We start from the raw sequence: 13,806 nt of genomic DNA, 5'->3' as shown, positions 1-13,806 counted from the left end.
AAATTACTATCATAAATTGAGAATTAGCTAAGGTTGAAATTACCTCATTTTTCGAAAAGATGAAAGGCTGAGACAAATTAATTGTCTCAGCCTCAAATCATTCTAGTTATTCGGTTGTTTTTTTGTTGTTACGGACTGATGTAATCCAGCCGATCACAACTAGCAATAATAATACTGTCCAGAATATTGACTGCCACAATACACCATGTGGGAAGTCATGTGGTAATACTTTAATTTCATCATGTGCTAGTACGATTACTAATAATTTGATACCTACCCAACCTACGATAGCAAATGCTGCTGCTTCTAGGTTCGGATATTTATTTAATAATTCTACAAAGTATGTTGCTGCAAATCTCATGATGATTACACCAATCATACCACCTACGAACATAACACCGAATTGACCGGCATCCATGCCTCCAAAGTCTACACCTAATGCTGGTAGTGTAACTGCTATTGCAAATGCAGCTAACATTGAATCAATAGCAAATGCTATATCTGCGAATTCTACTTTTAATACTGTCATCCAGAAATTCTTTTTCAACTTATGATGACCTTTGCCATCTGAAGGAAATTCTGATTCTGTAAAATCTTCTTGTCCCTCGATATCATCTGCTGTCTTAATTTTTTCGTCTTTATGTTTCTTGAAGTCTATCAAGTTCTTAATAGACATGTAAATTAAGTATATAGCTCCTGCTGCTTGTATTGGCCAAAAGTTAGCTAAGAAACTAATTAAGAATAATGATATTAAACGGAATACGAAAGCACCTAACAAGCCATAGAATAATGCTTTTTTCCTTAAATCTTCTGGTAAATGTTTAACCATTACCGCCATTACAACAGCATTATCTGCTGCCAACAATCCTTCTAGAAAAATTAATACGATTAATACCCAACCGTAACTCAAAAATAAACTCGGATCCATCTTATTCACTCTCCATTTTTTTCTAATAAAAAACAAAAGAGACCATGCCTAATTAAAGGCAAAGGTCTCACTTAACATTTATAGTATGTCCATATTACCGGAAACTTCCGTTTCGTAATGACGATAATATGCTAGAATTTTTAAGTTCTAAAGTTACTCCCCTTCGACAAAGTCGTAGGTCTATTTAGTTTTATTATATTATTATACAATGTTTTATGAATTATAACAAACTAAATAATTTGATTTCAGGGAATTTATCTTCAAACCATCTCGTTGCAAATTCATTTTCAAACAAGAATACATATTGATCAAAGCGATCTTTCACTAAAATTGATCTACTTGAATTCATGTTGTCTGTTATATCTTTTTCATTTTCAATCCATCTCGCAATTTTCTTACCAACCTGTTCCATTACGACATCAACATTGTATTCATTTTTCATACGATGTTCAAAGACTTCAAATTGAAGTTGTCCAACTGCTCCTAGAAGAATTTGATTAGTATGAAGCGTCTTATAAAGTTGTATAGCACCTTCTTGAACTAATTGCTCAATACCTTTATGGAAATGCTTTTGTTTCATTACGTTTTTGGCACTAACTTTCATAAATATTTCAGGTGTAAACTGTGGTAACGTTTCAAAGTGAAATTTTTGATTACCTCCAACAAGTGTATCGCCTATTTGATAGTTTCCTGTATCATATAAACCGATAATATCACCACTTACTGCATGATTGACTGTTTGAGTATCATCAGCCATAAATGAAGTTGAACGTGTAATCTTTTGCTTTTTCTTATTTCTTTGCAGTGTTACATCCATACCTCTTTCAAACGCACCACTTACAATTCTCATAAATGCAATTCTGTCTCTATGTCTCGGATCCATGTTTGCTTGTATCTTAAAGATGAATCCTGAGAAGTCTTGATCAAATGGATCAACGACATCTCCTTCTTCAGTTTTACGTCCACTAGGCATTGGAGCATAATCTACATATGCATTTAAAAAGTTTTGAACACCGAAGTTCGCTAAAGCTGATCCGAAGAATACTGGAGTTAGTTCTCCTGCTAATAGCATTTCTTCATCAAATTGCTCTCCTACTTCATCAACTAACATTAATTCATCAATTGCTTGTTCAAACTGTGAGTCATTTTTAATTGGATGATCTTCTTCTAGTTCATAATCATCATTTAAATGTAATATATTTTCTTCGTCTCTAAATGGTTCAATAGTCTTTTCAGCTCTGTCAATAATGCCGAAAAAGTTTTGTCCCATACCAACAGGCCAGTTCATTGGATAAGTTTCTATTTCTAATGTCTTTTCAATCTCTTCCAATAATTCAAAAGGCTCTTTACCCATTCGGTCTAATTTATTTATAAAAGTAAAAATTGGGATACCTCTCATTTTACATACTTTAAATAACTTTAATGTTTGTGGCTCAATACCTTTTGCACAGTCAATTACCATAACTGCACTGTCTACTGCCATTAATGTTCTATAAGTATCTTCAGAGAAATCTTCATGCCCTGGTGTATCTAAAATATTAATATTATAGTTGTCATAATCAAATTGCATAACTGAACTTGTTACAGAAATACCACGTTCTTGTTCTACTTTCATCCAGTCACTTGTTGCAAACTTCCCAGACTTTTTACCTTTAACAGTACCTGCTTGTCTAATAGCACCACCAAAAAGTAATAACTTCTCAGTTAATGTTGTTTTACCGGCATCTGGATGGGATATTATCGCAAATGTCTTTCTACTTTCTACTTCTTGTTTTATCGTCACAATTCATTTCTCCTTATAGTTCGGATGTCCATTGGCTAATTCTATTCGCTAATTCATTCGCTTCATCTTCATCAAGCACATTAAATAAATGCAAGTACAGATGCTCAATTAATGATTCTCCGTATAAATCATAGTCTACTTTTATAGACCAAAACAAATCAGGAATAGATATTACAAAATATTCTTCTTTTTTATTTTCATATATATAAACTTTACAATTCAAATTTTGCGAATGACTTTCTCTAATCTTCACTTGGCTTTCCTCCATATTTCTCATAAGCAGCCTCTAGACCTATTAAATCATCTCTATGAGGAACTTTTACATGGCCAGGCATAATTTGATAAGGTTCTCTACCTTTCGATGCTAGTACAACTGTATCACCTGGTTCAGATATTTCAATTGCGTGTCTAATACCTTCTGCTCTATCTTCAAATTCTACATAATTATTATGTGTCGCTCCTTTAGCTAATTCTGCTGTTAACATTTTAGGGTCATCATTTGCAGGATTATCTGGTGTAAATATGACATAATCTGCTCGACAACTTATTTTACCCATTTCTGGTGTTTTTGTTAAGTCTCTTTCTCCAGCCATTCCAACTAAAAATATAAGTTTTTGTTTTACGAATGGTTTAACTGCATCAATTAATTTATCCATACCATCTGGTGTATGTGCATAATCTATAATCAAATCAATAGGAAGCTTTCTATCTAACACTTCTAAACGACCTTCAACAGGTGGCATAGTTTGCACAGCCTGAGCAACTTTTGATAAATCATAACCTTGCACCCATAAACCTAAAATACTAGCCAATAAGTTAAGTACATTAAATTTACCTAAATAAGGAGAATCGATTTCATATTCACCAAAAGACGTTACAAGTGTAAACGCTACTCCACTAATTGATTCTTTAATATTTTTAGCCATAAAATCAGCTTCATTATCAATACCATATGTAAAGATTTCAAATGGTGTCACTGGTATTAATTCTTTCGTAAATTTATCATCTGCATTGAGTATAACAAATTTATCTTTTCTATAATCTTGTCCTAATTGACTAAATAATAAAGATTTCGCATGTCCATAAGCTTCCATAGTACCATGAAAATCTAAATGATCTTGCGTTAAATTAGAAAAAATCGCAATATCAAATTCTAAACCTCTTAACCTACCGATAACTAAACCATGACTTGAAACTTCAAATGTCATACTTTCACATTCTTCGTTTACTGCTTCTACTATATGTTTTGTTAAAGTTACAGTTTCTGGTGTGGTATTCACACCTTTTGTAATTTTTTCATTAACTTGAAAACCGTTTGTACCTAAATAAGCACTTCCTTTTCCAAGTCCTCTTGTTAAATGATGAATCATTGTAGCAATTGTTGTTTTACCATTTGTACCAGTCACACCTATTGTAGTTAATTTTTGACTTGGAAAGTCGTATAAGATATGACTAAAGATACTCGCTACTTTTAATGTATCTTTGACAACGATTAATAATACATGATCTGGTAGTTCCATGTAATTCTCACTTACAACTACTGTACAACCTTGTTCAACAACGTTTGGTATGAATTTATGGCTGTCAACTGTATAACCTTGTGAAGCAACAAAGATTGTACCTTCAAATGCATTTCTAGAATCTGTAGTAATATCTACTACTTCTTGGTCTTCATTACCATATATTTTTTTAATTTTAATTTTATTTAATAACGTCTCAACGTTCATCGTTATTTCTCCTTTATTTTCAATAGGTTTATTATACACTTTATGATAATGATTTTATAGCTTTGACTATATGTATAAAGAATTATAAAATAAATGAGTATTTACTCGATATACAAATAGATGATATTATGATGAAAATCCAATTGATGAAGAATTACTAAAGAAACGTTGAATTAGTTTAAAGATTCTATGTAGTTTTTGTAATAATATGCTATATCTTTTCACAAAAGAGGAAAAATGCGTTAAACTATCATAGAATTTAAATACAAATACGGAGTGTGTCTAATGGTTTCTCAAAACAAAAAATTATTGATTATTACTGGTTCTTTCGGTAACGGTCATTTACAAGTTACGAATAGTATTGTGAAACAATTTGGTGAAATGAATTTAAATCATTTGACTGTAATAGAACATGATTTATTTTTAGAAGCACACCCTATTATGACTTCCATCGCTAAACAATGGTATATAAACAGCTTTAAATATTTTAGAAACATGTATAAATTCTTCTACTATAGTAGACCAGAACAAATTGATAAATGTTTCTATAAATATTATGGACTAAATAAATTACTTAACTTACTTATAAAAGAAAAGCCCGACTTAATTTTGTTAACTTTTCCGACACCAGTCGTTTCAGTTTTAACAGAACAGTTTAATTTAAATATACCTATTGCAACAGTTATAACAGACTACCGTTTACACAAGAACTGGGTTACACCACACTCAAATCGTTATTATGTAGCTACTAAAGATTTAAAAAATGAAATTCATTCTATTGGTATTGATGAAAAAGACATTAAAGTTACAGGCATTCCGATTTCGAAACAATTTGAAGAACCAATAGATCGATATCGATGGTTAACTAAACACAAATTAGATCCTGACAAGAAGGTTATATTAATGTCTGCAGGTGCATTTGGTGTATCTACTGGATTTTCTACCATGATAAGTAAAATTGATATGTATGCTAAAGATGCACAAGTTGTGATGATTTGTGGTAACAGTAAATCTTTAAAGAATGAATTGAGCACGCATTTTAAAGGTAATAAGAATGTCTTAATACTTGGTTATACTAAACATATGAATGAGTGGATGGCAACTAGTCAACTTATGATTACTAAGCCAGGTGGCATCACGATTTCTGAAGCATTTTCAAGACATTTACCACTCATATTCTTAAATCCAGCACCAGGTCAAGAATTAGAAAATGCTGATTATTTTGAACAAAAGGGCTATGGAAAAATTGCAACCACACCGGAAGAAGCCACTAAAATGGTTATTTCACTTACGAATCAACCTAACAAATTGAAAGAGATGACTAAATTACTAGAAGAGAATTATATAAAAAAATCAACAGAAACTATTTGTAACGATTTACTATCATTATTAAGTGACTCACTTTCATATAATGAAGTTTATGGAAAGGTTCCTATGTATGCCAAATACTTTATCAGATAAATCATTTTATAAAAAAGATTTTTGGTTAATGCTTATCATATTATTCATGATGGAATTTGCTAGAGGTATGTATATTCTAAGTTATTTACCTATTTTACCAACAACCACTGCTAAAGTGACTGTTGGTATTACTTCGTTAGCAATCTCTTTACATTTTATAAGTGACGCATTAACAAACTTTGTTATTGGTTTTCTTCTAAAAAGATTCGGTCCAACAGTTATCTTAACTTGTGGATTTTTACTAGCCTTTTCTAGTTTAGCGTTAATTATATTTATACCAACACCAGTGATATTTATATTAAGTGCAATATTACTTGGTATCGCTGTAAGTCCCATATGGGTCATTATGTTATCAAGTGTAAGTGAATCATCACGAGGCAAACAGATGGGCTATGTTTATTTTAGTTGGTTAGTCGGTATGCTCTCAGGTATGATCTTTATGAACTTACTATTCAAATTGCATCCGACTCGATTCACATTTATGATGGCTGTTTGCGTGTTAGTTGCTTGGATTTTGTTCTATTTTGTTAAAGTTCAATTAACTAACTACGAAAGTAAATCAGTCAAAAAACAATTCAAAGAAATTGTTCAAGTAACGAGACGTCATTTACTACTATTCCCAGGAATATTCTTGCAAGGATCTGCAATAGGTATGCTTGTACCAATATTACCTACGTATGCAACAAAACATATGGGTGTAACTACTTTAGAATATACAATTATACTCATTGTTGGTGGAATTGGTTGTACGATATCAATGCTGTTCTTCTCAAAATTAATGGATAAGCACTCTAAGACGTTTACGCATATTATAATTTTCGTAGGTTTCTTAGCTTATAGTTCATTTATTTTTGGATTAACCCTATTAACTCAATTATTAATCGTACTTTTAATAGCATTGCTTATAGGTACAATATACGGCTTACTCTTACCAGCTTGGAACACTTTTATGGCAGGACATATTCATAGTAAAGTTCAAGAAGAAACATGGGGCGTATTCAATAGTGTTCAAGGTTTCGGTACAATGATTGGGCCTCTTATAGGTGGCTTAATATCAGAAGTATTTAGAGATGTCTATTATACAATTTATGCATCTAGTTTAATGTTTTTATTCTTAGCATTATTCTATGGGACTTACTTTGCTTTGAATTACAAAAAGAAAAAATCAATATAACAGGAACATATTTCCTAACTCAAAATAAATAAGCATATCACTTAACTGATTTTTAAAATTTACAGTGATATGCTTATTTTTTAAATCATTACTAATAATTATTTTTATAACAATCTTACGATTTTGTATGTGCATGCTAGCCTATTTTTTTATAAAATCTTACGATTTTGTTCGTGCATGCTTGCCTAGGGGTATGGCTCAAGCCTGTAGTCTCTCACACATACTTTTCCCTCAGGCGTCAGCACTTACAAAATCGTTAACAATATCTATTTTAATACAATGCTAAGAGGCTGAGACAAATTAATTGTCTCAGCCTCTTAGTTATAGAACAGCTATATTTACACAAGTCTATAGAAGTGTAAGCAAAGGTATCTATATTTACACAAGTTGAGAGAAGTGTAAGCATGAGTAGCTATATTTACACAAGTCTATAGAAGTGTAAGCAAGGGTATCTATATTTACACATCTCTATAGAAGTGTAAGCAAAGGTATCTATATTTACACATCTCTATAGAAGTGTAAGCAAAGGTATCTATATTTACACAAGTAGAGAGAAGTGTAAGCAAAGGTATCTATATTTACACAAGTTGAGAGAAGTGTAAGCATGAGTAGCTATATTTACACTAGTCGGAAGTAGTGTGAATGATTTTAAAAAAATAAGAGTAGAAATTCAATTTTAATAATGAATTTCTGCTCTTTTTAAAGTTTTAGGATATTTATGTCTTAAGCTCTAATTTGTAATCAAATCTACTTTTATGGTTACTCTTATCAGCAGTTTTACTTAGTACTGCTTTTAACACTACTCTTATCAGCAATTTTACTTAGTACTGCTTTTAACACTACTCTTATCAACAATTTTACCTAGAACTGCTTTCAACACTACTCTTATCAGCAGTTTTGCCTAGTACTGCTTTTAACACTACTCTTATCAGCAGTTTTGCCTAGTACTGCTTTTAACACTACTCTTATCAGCAGTTTTGCCTAGAACTACTTTTAACACTACACTTATCAGCAGTTTTGCCTAGTATTGCTTTTAACACTACACTTATATGCCCGCGGAAAGCATGCATAAAAAATTGCCAACAAAGTTTGAGCTTTGTTGGCATTTTGAAAACATGAAATTAGCCTAAAGTATAAGAAGCTGCTTCTGACCATGTTTCGTCTTCATTTTGTTTCATTAATTTAATTGTGTCGATTGTTTCTGAATGATCGATTCCAGCCATTCTAACTTGTCCATAAATATCTTCAAATTCTTGACTTGATAACCCCTGTGCAATTGTGAAGTGTGGAACGAATGGATGAGTACTTTCACCATAGAAGTCACCGTTATTGAATTTACTGTATAAAGAAACTAATTCATCAGTTTTAGTAACTTTAAAATAAATTACATTTTTAGTTGGTGCAAAGCTTGATGCTTTTGAAACTTGAATTTCCACTGGTTCGAATTCTTTAGCTGTTTCTTCAAGTTTAGACTTAACCTCATCAAGCATATTATCATCAACTTCAAATTTTTCTTTAATTGTAATATGTGGTGTGATTAATGCGTAGTGCTTGTCATATCTTTTGCGATAAGCGTTCACTGCTTCTTGGAATGGTTTTGATGGAATAAGTACGATGCCTAATTTCATAATGATACTTCCTCCTTTGTTTGTCTTCCTTTTTATTATATCAAATTTTTCTGATTTTGATGACTTAAAAAGTAACTTAATATATTTCCCAATTCAGGTTTCCATGTTTTCCAAGTATGTCCACCATCTAATTCTTCATATTCATATGTTAAGTTAGCTTGTTTAACACGTTCACTAAATTCTCTATTAGGCGTTAAGAAATCTGCTAGATCTCCACTAATCAGTTTAAATGAATCTTCTTCTTTACCAATATAATGTTTAATTGTTAATAGATCTTTAGATAAACAATTTTGAAACTTTTCAGTTACCGTATCATTTATTAATGGACTAAACAGCCCAAGTTGACTAAAATGATGTGGATATTCTAAACCAGTAACCAATGCTACACTTGCTGCAAGACTATCACCTAATAATACTCTTGCATTTCCTACTTTTAAAGTTGAGAATGTTTTATCAATATAAGGACATAGTTCTTTTACAACAAATTGTGACATTTCTTTTCGGTGCTCTCCATCAGGATGAAATTCTTTTCTTCTAAGTTCTACATCTTCATAGTGAACACCAACGATAATCGCTCTTTCTACCATTTCTGCAGTTCTTAACTTTTCATATTCTCGATGTATTTGTCCAAATTGGAAAAAGTCTCTGCCATCAAATGTAATCACAACATGATGTTTATATAGATCAGTGTAGTCTTTAGGTAAGTAAATTGAGATCGTCACTTCCCTTTTTAAAAATTTACTTTCAAGTTTTATTTGGTCAACTAGACCTATTTTTTTCTCCATATAAAACGCTCCCAACTGTACATATAAGACTATTGTACAGTAGAGAGCGTATATTTGAAAGCGTTTGATATTGTTTAATTACTTATCTTCTAATTCAAATTCTTTTAAACGTTTTGGATAATCTTCATGCCAGAATTTAGCATTAGGCACTTCGTCTGGTGCTGGTTTATAAATTGCATATTTACCAGTACCTTTTTGTTTTTTCTGGTTCTCAAAGTCTCGTAATGCTCGTAAAGCTGGTTTATGGAGTATCCATATAGCTACGATGTTTAACCATGCCATCATACCTACACCTAAATCACCCATTGCCCAGGCAACATCAGCTGTTTTTACACAACCATAAACCGTAGCAGCTATTAAGATAAGTCTGACTAAAATAATCCATATTTTCTGCTTATCGGAAGGAATGATATAACTCACATTGGTTTCTGCAATATAATAGTATGCCAGAATAGTTGTAAAGGCAAAGAAGAATAATGCAATAGCAATGAAGTACGAACCGAATCCAGAGTATCCTGGATCAAACGTATAACTATCTCCTTTAAAAGCTTTATCTATACCAGCTTGAGCGTACATTGCTGTACCTGTGACATCCTTACTACCATCGGCACTTTGTACATATATACCGTTATCATGCATTAAATGAGGCGAACCATCTTTATTAGTCCCACCATCTGTTGTATTAAATGTACCAGACATTAAGATCATTAATGCTGTAGCAGTACATACTAATAAAGTATCAATATATACTGAAAATGCTTGTACAAGTCCCTGTTTAGCTGGGTGTGATACTTCTGCAGCTGCAGCAGCATGTGGTCCAGTACCTTGACCTGCTTCATTTGAATACAATCCACGTTTAACTCCGATTTCAATCATTGCACCAAATATACCACCAAAGGCAGCTTCAACACCAAATGCTGATTTGAAAATCATTGCTATTAAACCTGGAACTGCATCAATATTTATAATAATTATTACAAATGCTAGACCTATGTATACAATGGCCATAAACGGTACAACTGCTGTTGCAACATTCGCAATCGCTTTAATACCACCGAAAATAATTAAGGCTAACAATACTGCTAATACGATAGCAATAATCCACGGATTTAAACCAAAAGCATTCTTCATAGATGAAGCGATGGCATTTGATTGTACACCTGGCAACAATAAGCCCACTGATAGAATTGTAACAAGTGCAAAAACGATACCATATATTCTACCAGTCTTACCTTTAATACCTGACTCTATGTAGTATGCTGGTCCACCACGATATTGACCATTAATTTCTTTTTTATAAATTTGACCAAGTGTTGACTCTATAAATGCCGAACTTGCTCCAAGAAACGCAGTAGCCCACATCCAGAATACAGCACCAGGACCCCCGATGAAAATCGCTGTTGCTACACCGACAATATTACCTGTACCAACACGACCCGCTAATGATACTGCTATCGCTTGGAATGAGGATATACCAGTTGGTGATTTTTCCCCTTGAAACATTAACCTTATCATTTCTTTAAAGTGTCTAACTTGGAAGAACCTCATCATAAATGTAAATAAAATACCAGTCAGCAATAAACCGTATACCAACGCTTTACTCCAAACAATGTCATTTGCAAAGCTAACAATAGACTCCATAATCAATCTCCCCTTTGTTGTAAGCCTTAAGATAACCCCTTGTTCAGAAAATTTCGAAATTACCTTGTTATGATTATACCATGTATAAATACACAATCAATCATTTTTTAAAGTGAATCACACATTTTTTGTAAGCGCTTACTTCATTATCAAAAAGCTTTTCTTCATTAATACGTTAAAATCTCGCGTTAATATTATATTCATAATTACTTAATAATTATTCTAATCCGCACAACTTAAAAAAATTATATATATCTATATTTTTCAACAATATGATTTATCATTGTTTAATCTGTAATTTCCCTTATAATATAAAAGTATGAGAAAGTTTGATAAGGAGGACTACTATTGTTAAATAAAGCTTGGTTTCGTACAGGAATTGCCATTCTCCTAACATTTCTAATTATAAAAATATTTATGGAAATAAATGAAATATTTTATCCGGTCATTATCGTCGTAAAATCAATTTTACTTCCATTACTATTAGGTGGATTCTTGTTCTATATTTGTTTACCTTTTCAGAAAATGTTAGAAAAAAGAAAAGTACCTAGATGGGGTAGTATCTCTATTATATTAATTGCCTTAATGCTTGTAGTCATATTATTTATTTCAATAATAGTGCCAGTATTAACTGATCAAATTAATAACTTGATTAAAAATCTACCTTATATACAACGAGAAATACAAAACGTCGTCGATTACGCATTACAACAAAGAGACAGATTACCAGATAATATATCTCAAAAAATCAATGATTCTATTGAAAGTATAAGTGGCATAGTTACAGACATGATTACTAACTTATTCAGTTATATTTCTTCATTTGTATCAACAATGTTCTTATTAATCTTAGTGCCATTCTTCTTAATATATATGTTAAAAGATCACGAAAGATTTATTCCATTTATTGCAAAACCATTTAAAGGACGTACAAAATGGTTCGTAGTAAACTTAAGTAAAGATATTAACCAAACTTTACAATCATACATTCAAGGACAAGTTACAGTCAGTGTTATTCTAGGTGTGTTATTGTATTTAGGTTATACATTTGTAGATTTAGATTATGCTTTGTTATTAGCACTATTAGCTTTATTAACAAACATGATACCATTCTTAGGACCATGGTTAGCTTTTATACCAGCAGCAACAATTGCATTAATACAAGATCCAGTAATGCTTGTGTGGGTTAGTATTATAACGTTAATTTGTCAACAACTAGAAGGTAACGTCATTACACCTAATATAATGGGTAAATCACTAAACATACATCCATTAACAATCATCACTGTTATTTTAGCAGCTGGTAATTTAGGCGGATTCGTAGCTATATTAATAGCGGTACCAACATATGCAGTCCTTAAGACAATTGTAAGAAATGTATATACACATAGACAATCAATAAGTTCAACCGCAAGTAGAACAGTAGAAGACGATCCAATTCTAGATAATGATTTAAAATAAAAAACTGAAACCAATACTGGTTTCAGTTTTTTTAATATGAATTTTGAATCTCTTAGATTAACTTCTGACTTAATCTACAACTTCACTCATCTCTTAGATTAACTCTCTAATTAATCTACAACTTCACCTATCTCTTCGATTAACTACTCAATTAATCTACAACTTCACCTATCTCTTCGATTAACTACTCAATTAATCTACAACTTCACTCATTTTTCCAAGAAATACTCATAACGTCTCTATTACTGATCACGAATCCTAATTTATTTCCAAATCTTTCTCATTATCCTAGACAAAAACTCCATTCATACTATAACTTATGTTTATATAAGCTAATTATGAATGGAGTTTATTAATACTATTTCTTTATATGCTCAAATCTATTATCTTACGATGTGATAACCTGAGTCTACATGGATATTTTCGCCTGTTACGCCGCTTGAATAATCGCTTAATAGATAAGCTGCTGTTTTACCTACTTCAATTATATCTACATTTCGTTTTAATGGTGAGCGTTCTTCTATTTCTTTAAGTATTGAGTTAAATCCGCCTACTCCTTTTGCACTTAATGTACGAATTGGTCCAGCTGAAATTGCATTAACTCTAATATTATCTTCACCTAAATCACGTGCTAAATATTTTACATTTGCTTCTAAACTTGCTTTTGCTACACCCATTACATTGTAGTTAGGTACTGCAAATTCTCCACCTAAATAAGTAGTCGCTACAATACTTCCACCTTCAGGCATAAGTTTTTTAGCTTCTCTAGCTACAATTGTTAAAGAGAATGAACTAATATCTTGAGCTAATAAGAAGCCTTCGCGAGATGTATCTATAAATCTACCTCTTAAGTCTTCCATGTTAGCAAAAGCGATTGAATGATATACACCATCGATATGACCAAATTTTTTACCAATTTGTTCAAAAGCATTTACAACGTGATCATCTTGTTGAACATCACATTCATAAATATGTTGCTCTTTTTGATTTTTTAATTCTTCAAATAGTTTTTCTAATTGATTTTTACTACGTTCTTTTCTATATGTGAATACTAAGTTAGCACCTAATTCGTCTAACACTTTAGCTACACCAAAGCCAATACTTCTTTTGTTTGCAATACCCATGATTACATATGTTTTACCTTCTAAATTAAACATTAGTTATACTCCTTTAATATGTATATTATTCATAACATTCACTCGTTATGATACCACTGGT

At 31.7% G+C, this 13,806-nt stretch carries 11 protein-coding genes; 3 read left to right on the top strand and 8 right to left on the bottom strand.

Translation table 11 applies throughout. From position 1 onward, the window contains the following. Positions 1-106: 106 nt before the first annotated feature. The 4 genes from B2G86_RS03265 to B2G86_RS03250 form a co-directional block, all read right to left on the bottom strand. Positions 107-928 carry a TerC family protein gene (locus B2G86_RS03265; RefSeq protein WP_078356710.1) on the bottom strand — a complete coding sequence of 274 codons (822 nt, stop codon included), beginning with the start codon at positions 926-928 and terminating at the stop codon, positions 107-109. Between the two features lie 220 nt (positions 929-1,148). Next, positions 1,149-2,711 (bottom strand): peptide chain release factor 3, encoded by a 1,563-nt coding sequence (locus B2G86_RS03260; protein WP_078356709.1) that lies wholly within the window; start codon positions 2,709-2,711, stop codon positions 1,149-1,151. A gap of 13 nt (positions 2,712-2,724) precedes the next feature. After that, positions 2,725-2,964, bottom strand: coding sequence for a YueH family protein (locus tag B2G86_RS03255; RefSeq protein ID WP_078356708.1), 240 nt, complete (start codon positions 2,962-2,964; stop codon positions 2,725-2,727). Further along, the gene (locus tag B2G86_RS03250) at positions 2,954-4,438 is read right to left on the bottom strand and encodes a UDP-N-acetylmuramoyl-L-alanyl-D-glutamate--L-lysine ligase (protein WP_078356707.1); all 1,485 of its coding nucleotides are present in this window, start codon (positions 4,436-4,438) and stop codon (positions 2,954-2,956) included. The genes B2G86_RS03255 and B2G86_RS03250 overlap by 11 nt, the downstream gene beginning before the upstream one ends. Positions 4,439-4,723: 285 nt before the next feature. Here B2G86_RS03250 and B2G86_RS03245 point away from each other — a divergent pair, with 285 nt between their 5' ends. Further along, positions 4,724-5,899 (top strand): diglucosyl diacylglycerol synthase, encoded by a 1,176-nt coding sequence (locus B2G86_RS03245; protein ID WP_078356706.1) that lies wholly within the window; start codon positions 4,724-4,726, stop codon positions 5,897-5,899. Next, positions 5,877-7,073 carry a lipoteichoic acid biosynthesis MFS flippase LtaA gene (gene ltaA / locus B2G86_RS03240; protein ID WP_078356705.1) on the top strand — a complete coding sequence of 399 codons (1,197 nt, stop codon included), beginning with the start codon at positions 5,877-5,879 and terminating at the stop codon, positions 7,071-7,073. Before B2G86_RS03245 ends, ltaA begins: the two co-directional genes overlap by 23 nt. A gap of 1,121 nt (positions 7,074-8,194) precedes the next feature. On the opposite strand, the gene B2G86_RS03235 is transcribed toward ltaA, so the two are convergent. From B2G86_RS03235 to B2G86_RS03225, 3 genes are all read right to left on the bottom strand, one after another. Beyond that, positions 8,195-8,701, bottom strand: coding sequence for a YjcG family protein (locus B2G86_RS03235; RefSeq protein ID WP_078356704.1), 507 nt, complete (start codon positions 8,699-8,701; stop codon positions 8,195-8,197). Between the two features lie 35 nt (positions 8,702-8,736). Further along, a complete protein-coding gene (locus B2G86_RS03230) occupies positions 8,737-9,486 on the bottom strand; it encodes an alpha/beta hydrolase-fold protein (protein ID WP_078356703.1) in 750 nt (249 codons plus the stop codon). Between the two features lie 78 nt (positions 9,487-9,564). Then, the gene (locus B2G86_RS03225) at positions 9,565-11,130 is read right to left on the bottom strand and encodes an alanine/glycine:cation symporter family protein (protein WP_078356885.1); all 1,566 of its coding nucleotides are present in this window, start codon (positions 11,128-11,130) and stop codon (positions 9,565-9,567) included. Between the two features lie 345 nt (positions 11,131-11,475). Between B2G86_RS03225 and B2G86_RS03220 the strand changes: the two genes are divergently transcribed. Continuing rightward, complete coding sequence (locus B2G86_RS03220; RefSeq protein ID WP_078356702.1) at positions 11,476-12,588, top strand: AI-2E family transporter; 1,113 nt, start codon at positions 11,476-11,478, stop codon at positions 12,586-12,588. A gap of 383 nt (positions 12,589-12,971) precedes the next feature. On the opposite strand, the gene fabI is transcribed toward B2G86_RS03220, so the two are convergent. Next, on the bottom strand, positions 12,972-13,745 hold the full coding sequence (gene fabI, locus B2G86_RS03215; RefSeq protein ID WP_078356701.1) for an enoyl-ACP reductase FabI: 774 nt from the start codon (positions 13,743-13,745) through the stop codon (positions 12,972-12,974). Positions 13,746-13,806: the final 61 nt, after the last annotated feature.

The organism is Mammaliicoccus fleurettii (genome assembly GCF_002018435.1).
GTDB lineage: Bacteria > Bacillota > Bacilli > Staphylococcales > Staphylococcaceae > Mammaliicoccus > Mammaliicoccus fleurettii.
This window is presented reverse-complemented; position numbering and strand designations above follow the sequence as displayed.